Raw genomic sequence first — 14,442 nt, forward strand, 5'->3', positions numbered from 1 at the left:
GAGGTGTCGATTCATTCCTTGAGCTGGGGCAAGGTGCGGATATTGAATTGGAATCAGTTCCAACCTGAGGTTTAGCCCTCAAATACGCCGGTCATTGCCCACCTGTGGTATTTGAACCTGCTACGGCAATTCTTATGACAGGTCGTAGGAATCGCCCAGCATGCGCGATCTGCGGAACAAGCATGCACAAGAACGGCACAACAACAGCAGGAACCCCACGCTGGCGTTGCCCCAACTGCAACGCTTCACAAACCGGCACCAGGGCCAACACCGCCAATATCCAGCACTTCAAAGTCTTTTTAGACTGGGTCCTTACCGGCGAACCAGCAGAACGCATAGCACACCGCCTTCACGTCACCCGACGCACACTCACCCGGTGGTTTACCTTCTTCTGGTTCATCGTGGTGCCCTCACATACCGACAAGTTCCGCGTCTACGACCAGTTGTTTATCGACGGCACCTACTTTCACAACAAATGCCTGCTTGTTGCGTGCACCGCCGAACACCCCGTGGCCTGGCTATGGTGCACCGGGGAATCAAAATACAACTACGCCAGACTCCTGGACATGCTCGCACCACCGCTGATCGTCACGATCGATGGCTCTGGCGGTGCCCGCGCAGTCATTAAAAAGCACTGGCCAGATACTAAAATCCAGCGATGTCTCGTTCATGTTCAGCGCAATATCCTCACCGACATCTCACGTCATCCCCGCTATCCAGCGCATAAAGCACTGCGCACGTTCGCGTATCAGCTCACACATATCGAAACTCAGGATGAAGCACGCGAGTTCATCACCAGAGTCCACAAGGCCAGCGTGACATTCGGCCCCTGGTTGAAAGAGAAAACATACCGCAGCCAGGTAAAAGCCGCAGATATACCGCGGTGGGTCAAGCCGAGTCAAAAATTCTGGTTCACGCACCGTGGCGCTAGGCGAAGCTTCAACAGGCTCAATGAACTTATCAACGACGGAACGCTATTTACCTACCTGAATCCGCCTGAAGGCGTGACCTGCGACGTGAAGTCCACAACGAACCTGCTTGAAGGCGGAATCAACAAGCAGCTCAAAGACCTTGCCAGAGCCCATCGTGGAACCTTCGATGAGCATCAACGCATCATCATGGATTGGTGGCTCTATGTCCGCACGGAAAACCCAGTGCCGCCGCTACAGCTAGCTCTTGAGCAAGATTTCGGACGCAAAGGCGAAGAGAAGGCACAGGCGGCCTGGGCCGAAGAAGAAATCAAGCGCCGAGGCCATGCTGATGGTCGACCAGCCGCCTATGACACGGGAATCGATTCCGAATGGAATCCCAGCCTTGGAGTGCGCAAAGGCTGGACTGGACGCGGATAAATCCCACACAAAATGTCTCTTACCACGACGCGCCACAGATCCCACACATTTTGTCCCTTAAGCCAAAATTCCTCCAACCACTGTGGCTGGAGGAATCTTTTTATTTGTACCCCGTACGGGATTCGAACCCGTGTTACCGGCGTGAGAGGCCGGCGTCCTAGGCCTCTAGACGAACGGGGCATAGAACTAGTGAGCCTGCTTCAAAAAAGCGTTTTCACTGCTGGCCTACCAGGACTCGAACCTAGAATGGCGGTACCAGAAACCGCTGTGTTGCCAATTACACCATAGGCCATTTGCTCACTCGCTTGGAATCGCATCCTTATCGGCTGCGCTCCCTTGCTCGCTGCAACGTGTTATAACTATAATCATCGTTTCCCAATGCGCCAAATCGCCAGCGCAACTGGAATTTTTAGGCGTTTTTCTTGAGCTAAAATAAAGCGGCGGATGACATCTGTGTAGTTCGATGTTCATCCGCCGCTTTAACGGGCTGCGCCCTCCACACTTCTGGTGGTGCCGATTTACTCCGCAGCTGGAACGTACGGAGTTACCTCGCGGGCAGCACGCAGGCGCGCCAAGGTGGACTCCTTACCCAGAAGCTCCATGGACTCAAAGAGCGGCGGCGACACCTGGGCGCCGGAAATGGCTACGCGCAGCGCGCCGTAGGCCTTGCGCGGCTTTAACTCTAGATCTTCAATGAGCGCCTTGGAGAGCGCGGCTTCAATAGCGTCGGTCTTCCACTCCTCTACCGCTTCAAGGGTGTCAATGCCCACCTCGAGCGGCTGGACGGCGTCGTCTTTCAGGTTCTTCTTGGCCGCCTTTTCATCCAAGGTGAGCTCAGCATCGGGGGTGATAAGGAAGCTGAGTAGCCCATAGGCATCGGCAAGCGTCTTAATGCGCGTTTGCACTAAGTCTGCGGCGAAGGCGAATTTCTCGCCATCATAATCGGCCGGGAAATCCGTGTACTCCGTCAGGTAATTGCGCAGGCGGAAGGCAAACTCTTGGGGCTCGAGCAGGCGAATGTGATCGGCATTGATGGCCTCGAGCTTCTTCTGGTCAAAGCGCGCGGGGTTGCCCAGAACATCGTTGACATCGAAGTTCTCAATCAGCTCGTCCATGCTGAAGATGTCCTGATCTGCAGACAGGGACCAACCCAACAGCGACAGGTAGTTGAGCATACCCTCCGGGATGATGCCGTTATCGCGGTGGTTGAAGAGGTTGGACTGCGGGTCGCGCTTGGACAGCTTCTTCTTCCCCTCACCCATCACGAAGGGAAGGTGGCCAAACTCCGGGGTAAATTCCGCGATGCCGATTTCCTTCAGCACGTCATACATGGCCAGCTGGCGCGGGGTGGACGAGAGCAGATCCTCACCGCGCAGCACGTGGGTAATGCGCATCAACGCGTCATCGACCGGGTTGACCAGGGTGTACAGCGGGGCGCCGTTGGAGCGCGCCACCACATAGTCAGGCTGCGTTTCGGATTTGAAGGACATCTCGCCGCGCACGAGGTCAGTCCAGGCCCAATCCTTGTCCGGCATGCGCAGGCGCCATACGGGCTTGCGACCTTCAGCCTCAAAAGCATCAATCTGTTCCTGCGTCAGGTCGCGGTCGTAGTTGTCATAGCCCAACTTGGGGTCGCGCCCTGCGGCCTTGTGCCGCTCTTCTACCTCCTCAGCGGTGGAGTAGGCGGGGTAGACATGTCCGGCATCGATAAGCTTATTGAGCACATCCTTATAAATGTCCATGCGCTGGGACTGCCGGTACGGTTCATGCGGGCCACCCACGTTGACACCTTCATCCCAGCCCAATCCGAGCCAGGTCAAGGAGTCAATGATGGCCTGATAGGACTCTTCCGAGTCACGGGCAGCATCGGTATCTTCGATACGGAATATCAACTTTCCGCCTGTGTGGCGGGCATAGGCCCAGTTAAACAGGGCCGTGCGCACCATGCCAACGTGCGGGGTACCGGTGGGAGAAGGGCAAAATCTAACGCGAACTTCAGTCATGGCCACCATCGTAGTGGAGTCACAGGACACAGTCCGCACCAGCCCAAACCAGCGCCTCACCCTACCACCCAAAAGTGCGCCCCCATGTACTTTATTACACGCAAAAAGGGGTAGATGATAACGGGTTTCATTATAAACACACAGGTAAACGGGAACAGTTTCCAAAAGATTATCCAGTATTGGGAATCATTTTCTATAGTTTCGAGGTGAACTACTGACAACTGCAGAAAGGTAACGCGCTGGTGGCTTCTCCTCGTATTCGCTTCATGGCCGCATTCAGCACGATCGCGCTGATTGCCCCGGCTACCGCCTACGCCGGCCCCGACGATGGCAAACACATCGCAACCCAAACCCACGTCGATTCCCCCAAGAGCTTTTGGGAAGGAGACAACTTCCTACTGCGATCCGAATTTTCCGGCCAAACTCCGCTTATCGATGACACCGTTGCCTGGATAGGCAAAGGCTATAACCGCGAAGACGAGGACGGTAAGCGCCGCCAGAACTTTATGTATTCCCTGCCAGAAAACGGCACGCAGGACTACATCGGTCCTACAGGCACCACCTACTACACGGCCCCGTACCAAGCCTCCGCCAATCAAGAACCCATCTGGATCGGTTTCGGCGCAGACACTGGGCTTCCCGTGAAAGATTTCCGCGATAACATCGCCTTCCTCGACCTCTTAAGCGTGGATGGCCCAGGCGACGTGGAGCTTTTTACCAACAAGGACGATAAAGACGGCGCCGAGCTCCATCGCATGCTGGGCTCCTTCCAAGACTCACCGCACTCTACATACCTCAATGCCGGTACCCATACCCATAACGCCACTCTCTTTACCAAGCCCGGCCGTTATCGATTGACCTATCGCACCACCGCTCGCACGGCGGATGGGCAGCTCGTGGCTAGTGAGCCGCAAACCACCAGCTACCAAGTGGGCGGGCAAAAGCCAAAGGATGACAAGACCCCAAGCCTCAAGGAACGCTTCGATAGCTCCTCCTCCGGCGATGCCGCCGCTGCTGGTTACAGCCTGAGCATGGACAAAAAGCAGAACCCGGAAAAGGACGGTGACGATAAGCTCACCACCATTTCCTTCGATGCGGAAAATAAGGCATCCGGCACGCTTACGCTGCTTATCGATGGCTACTTCCTCACCGATCTGCCTGTCGCCGACGGCCACGCCGAGTGGGATGAGTACATGGGCCCAGACTCGTCTAATATCCAGGCGGTATTTACCCCAGAAGGCGATGCGCCGCGCTGGATCTCGCAGCAGGTGGAATTTACCCCAGGCTCTTCTGTCCACACCGACTCTTCTGATGCCGCAGAGGCATGGGAAGAAGCCGAAAATCCGCGCCAGCTGGCCCCCACCGAAGAGGTAACGCTGCAAGAAACCGGCTATACGGTGCGGATGCGCAAACAGGGCGAAGAAGGAACCAAAATCATCATCGACATGGAGGACAATAACTTCAGCGGCGTGATGACTGGTGGTCTCTATGACGACAAGAACGACGCGGAACCCACGGCACCAGTGGAAGCCCCAATTACCAACGGGCACGGAGAGGCAACTTTTACCAATGGCGAACTCTTTAAGAACACGATTGCCAAAGTAAACGTCTTCCCTCACTCCACTGTCAAGGCAGGACATGGCAGCACGGTGCTAGCTGAGCCCTTTGAATTCGGCGAAAACTACGAAGCGACAGGCGAGCTTTCTACCAGCGCGGATGACAACGCCGCTACCCCAGGCGAAAAACCTGGGTCCGGCGATTCACCCGCACCCGGCGATACGCCTGCACCATCTCAACCGTCACAGGACGAGGAAGCTCAGCGCTGCAGCGAAAAGCAGGTACTTGACCGCGGGCACGTCGATATCAAGGCACTGCCTACTGACGATGGTTTCCGCACCGTCCTACGCGATGACACAGGACAAATTGATAAGAACTCGGTAGACCGCTCGTTGGATGACGTCGTACTTGGCGTGCACAAAAACGCGCTTACTCCCCGCTCCCGACAGCTGGGTGATAAGGAGTTCGATTTCCTTGGCAACATCGGTGACCGTTTCTACCACCTGCCGCAGACGCAGAACCAAGCCATCATCTGGCCGGGGTATAACACCGAAAAATTGGATTACTCCAAGATGAAAGATGGCCAAGTCAATTTGAACCTCAAGCCCAAGCACACGCCAGAGGGCGCTGAGTGGGGCGTATATATCGATAAAACCAGGGGCGTTGGATATGACATCCTTGCCAATTCCGCCGAAGACGATCACACGATCGAGACCACCTTCGCATCGCATAGGCATACCCACTGGGCTTTTACTAAGCCGGGCATCTACACGTTTGAGGCAACCTATACGGCAACTACTACCGACGGCAAAGAACTTGCATCCAAGCCACAGACGTTGACCTTTGCCATTGGTGATGACGCGGTGAAGTCCTGTTCTACGGCTGCGCCATCCGATGCCCCATCGGAAAAGCCTTCCGAGACGCCGTCCGAAAAGCCTTCGGACTCGGCAAAGCCATCTAAGCCCTCGAAACCGTCTAAGCCTTCGAAGCCGTCCGAGCCATCTAAGCCGTCTACTCCTGCGGGGCCATCGTTTAATCCTTGGGCTCTGGTCTTGCCTGCGGTTCTTGGCATCACCTTCAAGGCCTTCTACAACTTCTTCCGCGACAACCAAGATCTCATTCGTGAGCGCTTTGGCTGGCGCATCTAACTACTAATCCACAGCTAATGGGAACCCCAGCCCAAACGCTCTAAAGGAATAACAACCATGGATACCAACACCATTTCACGCACCAGAGCTCACCGGCCTGGCAGCCGCATCATCGCGGCGGTAATTACCGCCCTCATCGCGTTTTTCGTTCCGGTCACACCGGCCTTGGCCTTCGATGAGGTCTTTGATTCCGGACATATCGACGCGTTCTACGTCACGGCACCTGATGGCCAGCTACACCTATCCATGCAGGAAGATGTCACCGGCTCGCACGTCCAGCGCCCTGGCGATGACGTGCTGCTCCAGGTCGTGGAATCGGCATGGTCCGATGCCACCGAGGCCGTTCCCGAGATTGGAGAATCGACCTACTTCCTGCCCCAAACCCAAGACCCAAATATCATCTGGCCGGGCTGGGATACTCAGCCGGCACGCGATGGCGGATTCACCAGCGTTGACTTCGAATTCACCAATATCTCTGGGCCGGGCTCAGTCTATGTTTTTGAAACCTCTGGGTTCGGCAACGTCGGTGCCGTGACCAATTCCGGTTCGATGGAGCTGACCAGCGGCGAGGTTATTAACCAGCCGAGTCCTGCACACCGGCACGTCAACTGGGCCTTTAGTGAGGCAGGTACCTATGAGATGACTGTTCAGGCCTCCTCTAATGGCCAAACCAGTAACGCAGTGACCTATACCTGGCAGGTAGGCGAAGGCGGAGAGACAGTCTCCGGTCACCGTTCTGCGGGCGGTTCTGGCGAGGCAGATAACTCCGGCAATGACGCTGGACACAGCAATTCCGAGGGTGGCCAAGGCGGCAACGCTGCAAGCGGCGGACAGTCCACGGATCCAGAGTGCCGTCCGGGTATTATCCCGCAGATTAAAGACGATACGGTCTCGCCGCCGCAGTGGCGCGATGCCGATGGCGCAACTTTTTACCTCTCCGATAATTCCAGCGTCGAGCTGCCAGAAGATGTTGGACCTGTTTCGGCCGGCCAAGCCTGGATGATTGGTTCTACGCAGGTCGATGGCGTGCCGTGGCTCGGTGCGAATACCCAGAGCCCCTCCATGCGCGAACACATTCCAGGTGATGTTACTTGGGAGCTCGTCGATATGAAGGGCCCTGGTGCCATGATGGTCTACAGCCAGGGTGGCCTGGGCAAAATCGTCGGCGATGAATGGTTCCGCGGCGCGAACGGCGCTGTGGAAGGCAGCTACAATATCGCCCCCAATACCCACGTGCACCCTAACTGGGTCTTCGAAAAGCAGGGCACCTATGACGTGACGATCCGCCAGGTGGCCCAGACCTCTGCCGGCAAGCAAGTAGCAGGCCAAGCAACGCTGCACTTTGTCGTCGGCGGTGGCAGGCCAGATGGCTCCTTCGATAATGGCCACTTCGACCTGGGCGCGGAAGTGAACCCGGATGGCGGCGACTGTGGTGTTGGCGCCGCAGCCGGCGCGGGCTCTAATGGTTCCGGTGCTGGCCAGGATGGCGCTGGCGGTTCCGGTGCGAATACGTCCGGTAAGGGCAGCAACGCGGCTCTTGCCAATACTGGGACCCCCACCATGCCTCTCGGAATCGGTGTGCTCGGCCTGGGCATGCTGTTCCTTGGCCTGGGTATTGCACGACTCGCTGTCGCGAGGGCAAAGAATTAATGCCAGTGCCCCACTACCGTTTCGTACCGCGCGGGCTGCAGGCCGTAGGGGCGCTCTGTAGCGTCTCCCTCCTCGCGGCAGGCTGCACGACCTCGGCAGCGGTGGATACCTCTGATCGCTTCAGCGTGGTTGCGACGACGCCGATTCTGGCGGATATGGCCCGCCACGTCGCAGGCGAGGATGCCTCGGTCACCGGCCTTATCCCAAGCGGAAAGGACCCGCACACCTTTGAGCCGACGCTGCGCACGGTGCGCAACGTGGCCAATGCGGATCTTGCCTTGAGCAATGGATACCTCTTGGAACCGCAGTCCCTGATAGATACCTTGCACGAGTCCACGGATGCGCCCGTGGTAGAGGTCGCTGACTCCGCCTCCACCCGCGGCGCTACCCTCGTGCCGCTGGTAGAAGATGTCTCCCTGGATGCCATCTGGTTGGGCCTGCGCATTAGCGGTGCCGAGCAGCGCAACTCCGGCGTGGATTTCCGCATGGTCTCTGCCGAGGGGCCAGGCGATGTCGCAGCCTACGTGGTCTCCACCTTCGGCACGCCGGAAGTGCTGTTTAATAGCGCCGATGGCATCGACTCAGGCGAAGATGCGGTCACCCTCCCGGCCAACGCGCACACGCACGTCTCGTGGGGTTTTTCGGAGCCGGGCATCTATAAGCTGGGCTTTCAGGCAGATGGCACTGAGGTAGAGCATCTAACCGTCGCGGTAGGCGTGAACCCGCCGGAAGATGTGGATGTCATTGATTCCGGCCACGTGGATATTGCCGCTGATGTGGCTAAGGGATCTATTGATCTGCGCGATCAAGACCAGCATTTTGATCCCGCTGATACCGCGGTGGCGGTCCCCTCCTCGGTATTGCAGCCCATTCCGCCGGATCCCGCCTACCGCTTCTTGGGAACCCCCGGTGCGGATACCTACCTGCTCCCCCAAGCGGTCTTAGGTAAACACATCCACGGCGAAGTGGACCCGCACCTATGGCACAACGTGGACAATGCCATTGCCTATGTCGATGTCATCGCTGAAGAAATGGCGAATGCGGATCCGTCGCACGGCGCCGATTACCGCGCCCGTGCCGAGTCCTATATCGCAGAACTGCGCGAGCTTGACGGGTATGTGGACCGCGCGATCTCTTCCATCCCGCAGAGCAACCGGCACTTGGTCACCACCCACCACGGCTATGCCTACTTAGAGCAAGGCTATGGCCTGTCGGTGGCTGGGTTCGTGACGCCCAATCCCGCCATTGAGCCTTCGCCACGGGAGGTCATTGCCCTGCGCCGGACGCTGGAGAACCTGCACCTTCCCGCGGTCTTTGTGGAGCCGGTGGAACAGGCTAGTGCCAGCACGCTGAAGGAGGCCGCCGCGCAGCAAAACGTGGAGCTGTGCCCCATTTACGGCGACACGCTTGATGATGCCGTGCCTACTTATATCGATCTCATGAAATTCAATGCTGACTCGCTGCAGCGTTGCCTACATCCTTCGAATGGAGATAACCATGCTTAACCTTGCCTCTCGAACCGTTACCCGCGCGGCCACTCGCACGGCAGCCTGCATCGTCACCGCCGGCTTAGCCGTATCCGCAACGCCTGCTTGGGCCGACGACCTCGCGCAGGTGGTCGGCGCGGATGAAACCGTGGCGCCCGAGGGCGAAGAAAAGGTCATCGATGCGGGCCACGTTGACATCGGCACGCTGCTGGATGGCTCCGATGCCGAGCTATTGGCCCGCGATGATGCAGGCGATTCCCCGGTGTGGCGCCACCTTGATGACCTGGTGTTCTCAGTAGGCGACGCGGCCCAGCAAACGCTGCCGGATACCGATGAGTTCAGCTTCGTCGGTGCACAATCTGGCGAGGATGTCTGGGTTGTCCCGCAGACTGAGCAGGCCGGCGTCCCGTGGCTGGGGTGGAATACCCAGGCGCCTTCGCTTGTCGATAACGCTGATCGCGGCGTCACCATGGAATTCCTCGGCCACTCCGGCCCAGGGGATTTTTCCCTCTTCTTGCAAAACGGCGGCTTTGAGGCACCCCAGCTGCTGTGGTCTACGGCAGAAAAAGGCGAGTCTGAGTTCTGGGTAGACCTCAATACGCACACCCACGCCAACTGGACTTTTACGGAGCCGGGCACCCACCAGGTGGGTATCCGGATCAAGGGTGAAACCACAAACGGCGAGGAGTTTAGTACCGATGGCGTGCTGACCTTCGCCGTGGGCGATGGCGCAGACATCCAGGCCGCCCAGGATGCGGAGTGGAGCCCAGCAGACGCCACGACCGAGGATTCTTCCCTACCGGTATGGGTGTATGTCTTGGTCGGCGGCGGAATTATCGTGCTGATCGCCGGTGTTGCCGTGCTCGTGAAATCTCGTAAGCGAGGCGATGGCCATGTCTAAGCCGTGCATTCAGGTGCGCGGATTGCAGGTAGCGCTATCTGGCCGCACCGTGATTGAGGACGCCAACCTCGAGGTAGGTACCGGTGAATTCATTGGGCTTCTAGGCCCCAACGGCGCGGGCAAGACCACGCTGATGCGCGCCATTTTGGGCCTAATCCCCTCCTCCGGCACGTGCACCGTCACCGGCTCTGTGGGCTATGTTCCCCAGCGCCACGAGGTGGAATGGGGCTTTCCCATCAACGTGTACCGCACCGTGCTCAGCGGGCGGACCGGACTCATCGGGTGGTTCAAGCGCCCTAAGAAAAAGGATCATGCCGCCGCTGCAGAAGCGCTGCGCTTGGTGCATATGGAGGAATTTGCCTCCCGGCCCATCGAGGAGCTTTCCGGCGGCCAGCGCCAGCGCGTACTGATCGCCCGCGCCCTCGCCATTCAGCCGGAGGTCTTGCTACTCGATGAACCTTTTACCGGGCTCGACGCCCCGAATACCGAGGCCCTTTTGGAGCTTTTCGCCGAGCTTGCGGCGCAAGGAAAATCCATCGTGATGTCTACCCATAACCTGTCTGAGGCGGCGCACACGTGCAAGCGCCTCGTGCTATTTAATCGCACGGTCATTGCAGACGGCCCCGCCGAGGAGCTTTTGGCCGAGAAAGATCCGTGGACCCACGCGTTTGGCGTCAGTGCCTCGTCCCCGTTGCTCGCTGCGATTGGAGTGGCTGCATGATTGATATCTCATTTATCGATTTCCTGCGGGATTTAACCAATCCCCACCTCGATTTCCTAGCCCGGGCAGTGGGCATTTCGCTCATCGCCGCCATCGTGTGCGGAATCATCGGCTGCTATGTGGTGCTGCGTGGCATGGCCTTTATTGGTGATGCCGTCTCACACGCCGTGTTCCCAGGCCTGGCCATCGCCTTTGCGCTGCAGACCTCAGTCCTCTTGGGCGGGGCGGTTGCCGGCGCGGTCGTCGCGGTGCTTATCGCCGCGTTTTCGCAACGCAACCACGTGCGCGCGGATTCCATTATCGGCATCTTTTTTGCCGCCGCCTTCGCCTTAGGCATGGTGATCATCTCGCGCACGGATGGCTATAGCGCATCGCTCACCAGCTTCCTCTTCGGTTCGCTCACCGGCGTTTCGCGCACAGATATCACCGTCGCCGCGAGCGTCTGCCTCGTGGTCCTAGCCGTGGTCGTGGCCTTTGGCCCGCAGCTCAATGCCACCTGCTTGGACCGGGAGACCGCCCGCGCCATGGGCCTGCCGGTCTTTGCCCTGGATATCATCCTCTACCTGTGTGTGACCGCCGCGGTGGTCATTTCCGTAAGCACGATCGGCAATATCTTGGTCCTCGCCCTGCTGATTACCCCAGCCGCCACGGCGCGCCTGCTGACGGCCAACCTCACCACGATGATGTTCCTCTCGGCCATCATCGGTGCCGTCTGCAGCTTCTTCGGCATCTATTTGGCGTGGGCCATCGATCTTCCCGCGGGCGCGACCATCGTGCTCACGCTCACGGTCCTCTTCCTCATTGTCTGGGCCCTGCATCCCTTCCTGCGCTCTCGCCGCAAACCGGGCCACTCTTCTCCTCGCGTGCCAGCTAACGCCTCCGAGAACACCCCACGAAAGGAAACCATCGAATCATGAAACCCTTGTGCCGTACCGCTCTTGCCCTAGGCACCGCCGGATTCCTCAGCGTGGGAACCCTCACCGGTGTGGGTCTACCCTCTTCCGTTATGGCCACCGCGCATGCCGCAGAGACCTGCAGCGCAGAGGACTTTATCCGCATCACCGAAGGCCACCAAGACATGGCGCTCAAGGATGAAGGCGGGGATATCAGCTTTGTGGTCAAAGACGACCAAAAAGAAAAGGAATACCAGTCCGAAGAATTCGCGGTAGAGGTAGCGGAGAAGAACAAGCAGCGTATTTCTGATCTCAACATCCCTTCCCTGCCTGACGAGGGATGGGTGCTCCCGCAAACCCAGATTGAGGATGTTCCGTGGCTGGGCTTTAATACCCAGGAACTCTCGGAGGAATACCTCGGCTCGAAGCAGACCGCGACCTTGAGCATGGCCATCGCGTCTGGCCCAGAGGATGGGCGCATCGTGGCCTTCCAAAACGAGGGCATCGGCGATCTCAAGGTCCGTATGGATACCGAGGACGGCACCGCTTGGGACTATCCGGGCAGGTCCCACTCCCACCCTGCCTTCGCTTTTACCAAGCCGGGCACCTACGCCGTGAGCTTTACCTTTGAGCTTCCCGATGGCTCCCGCCACCACCTGCACGCCGGATTCCTCGTGGGAGATGACGCGGATCCAGCAGAGCTGTGTGGTGTGGACTACGACGAGTCCGATGATGCCGAGGGAAGCGTCCCTTCCGATGGAACCTCCCGCCCGAAACAGCTGGCCAAGGACATCAGGGGAGTAGATAAAGCCATCGCGGGCCTGGATAAGGAGCTGGAAAATACTTTGAAGGAAGGCCAAAAATTCCTCGAGGGCGATAAAAAGAAGGAGAAAGATTCCAAGGATAAATCCGGCGATAAGCCGTCTAAGCAGGGCCAGTCCGGTGGATCCGGCGGCTCCGGTGGGAAGGCCGCAGAGAAAAATTCTGGTTCGAAGCAGGGATCCAACCAAGGCTCCAAGTCTGGGTCGAAGTCCGGTTCCACCAAGGGCTCTGCTCGCGGTTCTGGCCAGAGCAAGACTAACCAAGCCCACGGTTCTGGGGCAGGCTCTGGTGCTGCGTCGCGCAATTCGGGTGGGGGCTCATCGAAGGGATCATCGGCAAGCAGCGGCTCTCGCTCCGGTTCTAAGGCTGCGCACTCCAAGTCCGGCGGAAGTTCTGGCCAGAAATCCGCGGGCAAGTCCTCCCCGCAATCCAAGAGCAACAAGTCTAAGGACAGCAAATCAAAAGGAACGAAGTCTGGAAAGCACAGTTCAGCTCCTGCGCCCAACGCGTCTGCAGGTGGCAAGAACCAGAACAATGAAGCGCTTGCCGGTGCCGCCTACACCGCCTCACTGACCAAGAGCAGCTTTTGGGCGGGCATCTTGGCGGGGCTCGGCGCATTCGCCCTCGTGCTAGGAATTGGCCTGTTGGTCTATGTCCAATTCTTCCGCAAGAAGAAGCAAGCTGGAGAACAGTCTGAGCAGCCAGAACAGCCTGGGCCGCCGCAAGCAGATGATGCCACGACGCAGATCCCGCGCGTCGACTAGAAGCTCTAAAAGTACTGCCTAGGGCTACACACGTGTCTTGGTGGAAAGGAAGTCCCACACAACATTCGGGGTATCCGGTTGCCAAAACCACGTGTGTTCAGCAGGCACCTTGATCAATTCCACGTCCTTGTGGCAACCGTTGAAGTTCAGGCGCTCGGCTCCTCCAACCTCCGCCTGGGTTTGGAAGGTCATTTCGCAGCGATTGCGGTTAAGATAGCCTCCCAAGACTGTGCGCACGGGAAGATAGCCAGCTTCGTGCCGGTCGCCGCCTTCATAGGTCATCATCTGATCGTGGGTGCCATGCATGATGAGTGTATGCATTGGCGCGTCGCCGCAATTGGTTTCAACGGGGTTATAAAAAGCTCCGGAGACCATGGCAACCGCAGCAAACGTATCTTGCGCGTGACAGCCCAAGACGGAGGTGAAACCGCCTCCATTGGACATTCCCGTGGCGTAGACGCGATTGCGATCCACATGATAGTCCGCATCCACCGCATCCAAGATGTGCTTGATGAAGCGGATATCTTCGCCATCATGGGTTTTGGCATATGGAGCTGCTTCCCAAGCGCGTTCGTAGCCCTCCGGGTAAATGATGATGGCCTCATCGGTGGCTGACGTATTTCCCATTCGTGCGTAACTAGAGAAATTTTCCGGGGAATCTCCCCAACCGCCAAATCCAAAAAGCACCGGGGATGGCTTCTCGGGAGAGTAGTGATCCGGGATACGCACGAGGTAGCGACGCTGTTTTCCCTCGTGTTCCATTTCAAGCGACTCCATAGTTCCCGGTGCAATGGCCGGATCAGGATTAATGCCGGGATCAGCAGAAGGCATGGGTGGAGTCGGCTCCGAATTGCCCGGATGTGGTGACTCACCGGGAGCGGACGTATGCTCCTCAGGATTGCGGGGAGTCGATTCAGTGACACCTTCTGGGAGCAAATGCGAGCCATCTGGTTTTGGAATCACGGGCTCGCCGGAGTGGTGGTCTTGTTCTGGCACAGGTTCCGGGTGCGTCGGTTGTACCGGCGATCCGGCGCCTTCTTGTTCCTGCGCCGTCGCCGGCACACTTATGGCGGCGCCTATCACTAGGAGCGAGGTCAAGAGATAGGTAAATCGAAGAAAAACTTTAGTCACAGTAGCCACTTTGGTA

The 14,442-nt window shown here is 58.1% G+C and carries 10 protein-coding genes and 2 tRNA genes; 8 read left to right on the forward strand and 4 right to left on the reverse strand.

Annotation, left to right across the window (positions count from 1 at the left end; translation table 11 throughout):
• Nucleotides 1-134 precede the first annotated feature (134 nt).
• Complete coding sequence (locus QP970_RS04620; protein WP_284869735.1) at nucleotides 135-1,349, forward strand: IS1249 family transposase; 1,215 nt, start codon at nucleotides 135-137, stop codon at nucleotides 1,347-1,349.
• 107 nt (nucleotides 1,350-1,456) lie between these two features.
• On the opposite strand, the gene QP970_RS04625 is transcribed toward QP970_RS04620, so the two are convergent.
• From QP970_RS04625 to gltX, 3 genes are all read right to left on the reverse strand, one after another.
• Nucleotides 1,457-1,529 (reverse strand) — tRNA-Glu (locus QP970_RS04625).
• A gap of 40 nt (nucleotides 1,530-1,569) precedes the next feature.
• Nucleotides 1,570-1,641 (reverse strand) — tRNA-Gln (locus QP970_RS04630).
• Nucleotides 1,642-1,867: 226 nt separating this feature from the next.
• On the reverse strand, nucleotides 1,868-3,361 hold the full coding sequence (gene gltX, locus QP970_RS04635; protein ID WP_239267982.1) for a glutamate--tRNA ligase: 1,494 nt from the start codon (nucleotides 3,359-3,361) through the stop codon (nucleotides 1,868-1,870).
• A 233-nt stretch (nucleotides 3,362-3,594) separates the two neighbouring features.
• Here gltX and QP970_RS04640 point away from each other — a divergent pair, with 233 nt between their 5' ends.
• From QP970_RS04640 to QP970_RS04670, 7 genes are read left to right on the forward strand one after another with little or no spacing between them, the layout of a single operon-like run.
• On the forward strand, nucleotides 3,595-6,057 hold the full coding sequence (locus tag QP970_RS04640; RefSeq protein ID WP_239267658.1) for a choice-of-anchor M domain-containing protein: 2,463 nt from the start codon (nucleotides 3,595-3,597) through the stop codon (nucleotides 6,055-6,057).
• Between the two features lie 57 nt (nucleotides 6,058-6,114).
• Nucleotides 6,115-7,707: a choice-of-anchor M domain-containing protein gene (locus QP970_RS04645; RefSeq protein ID WP_239267660.1), complete on the forward strand. Its 1,593-nt coding sequence runs from the start codon at nucleotides 6,115-6,117 to the stop codon at nucleotides 7,705-7,707.
• Nucleotides 7,707-9,212: an anchored repeat ABC transporter, substrate-binding protein gene (locus QP970_RS04650; RefSeq protein ID WP_239267662.1), complete on the forward strand. Its 1,506-nt coding sequence runs from the start codon at nucleotides 7,707-7,709 to the stop codon at nucleotides 9,210-9,212. Before QP970_RS04645 ends, QP970_RS04650 begins: the two co-directional genes overlap by 1 nt.
• Entirely contained in the window at nucleotides 9,205-10,095 is an 891-nt protein-coding gene (locus QP970_RS04655) for a choice-of-anchor M domain-containing protein (RefSeq protein ID WP_284869736.1), read from the forward strand. The genes QP970_RS04650 and QP970_RS04655 overlap by 8 nt, the downstream gene beginning before the upstream one ends.
• The gene (locus tag QP970_RS04660; protein ID WP_370657774.1) at nucleotides 10,082-10,816 is read left to right on the forward strand and encodes an anchored repeat-type ABC transporter ATP-binding subunit; all 735 of its coding nucleotides are present in this window, start codon (nucleotides 10,082-10,084) and stop codon (nucleotides 10,814-10,816) included. Before QP970_RS04655 ends, QP970_RS04660 begins: the two co-directional genes overlap by 14 nt.
• Nucleotides 10,813-11,733 (forward strand): anchored repeat-type ABC transporter permease subunit, encoded by a 921-nt coding sequence (locus QP970_RS04665; protein WP_239267668.1) that lies wholly within the window; start codon nucleotides 10,813-10,815, stop codon nucleotides 11,731-11,733. The genes QP970_RS04660 and QP970_RS04665 overlap by 4 nt, the downstream gene beginning before the upstream one ends.
• A complete protein-coding gene (locus QP970_RS04670) occupies nucleotides 11,730-13,295 on the forward strand; it encodes a choice-of-anchor M domain-containing protein (RefSeq protein ID WP_239267670.1) in 1,566 nt (521 codons plus the stop codon). Before QP970_RS04665 ends, QP970_RS04670 begins: the two co-directional genes overlap by 4 nt.
• 24 nt (nucleotides 13,296-13,319) lie before the next feature.
• Here the strand turns inward: QP970_RS04670 and QP970_RS04675 are convergent, their stop codons facing one another.
• Entirely contained in the window at nucleotides 13,320-14,426 is a 1,107-nt protein-coding gene (locus QP970_RS04675; protein ID WP_239267672.1) for a CE1 family esterase, read from the reverse strand.
• Nucleotides 14,427-14,442 lie beyond the last annotated feature (16 nt).

It is taken from the genome of Corynebacterium sp. MSK073 (assembly GCF_030232085.1).
GTDB lineage: Bacteria > Actinomycetota > Actinomycetes > Mycobacteriales > Mycobacteriaceae > Corynebacterium.

Excerpts from the sequence above, each read along its gene's own strand:
- QP970_RS04620 (WP_284869735.1), top strand. The coding sequence starts at position 135 with ATGACAGGTCGTAGGAATCGCCCAGCATGCGCGATCTGCGGAACAAGC.
- QP970_RS04655 (WP_284869736.1), top strand. The coding sequence starts at position 9,205 with ATGCTTAACCTTGCCTCTCGAACCGTTACCCGCGCGGCCACTCGCACG.
- gltX (WP_239267982.1), bottom strand. The coding sequence starts at position 3,361 with ATGGTGGCCATGACTGAAGTTCGCGTTAGATTTTGCCCTTCTCCCACC.
- QP970_RS04665 (WP_239267668.1), top strand. The coding sequence starts at position 10,813 with ATGATTGATATCTCATTTATCGATTTCCTGCGGGATTTAACCAATCCC.
- QP970_RS04670 (WP_239267670.1), top strand. The coding sequence starts at position 11,730 with ATGAAACCCTTGTGCCGTACCGCTCTTGCCCTAGGCACCGCCGGATTC.
- QP970_RS04660 (WP_370657774.1), top strand. The coding sequence starts at position 10,082 with ATGGCCATGTCTAAGCCGTGCATTCAGGTGCGCGGATTGCAGGTAGCG.
- QP970_RS04650 (WP_239267662.1), top strand. The coding sequence starts at position 7,707 with ATGCCAGTGCCCCACTACCGTTTCGTACCGCGCGGGCTGCAGGCCGTA.
- QP970_RS04645 (WP_239267660.1), top strand. The coding sequence starts at position 6,115 with ATGGATACCAACACCATTTCACGCACCAGAGCTCACCGGCCTGGCAGC.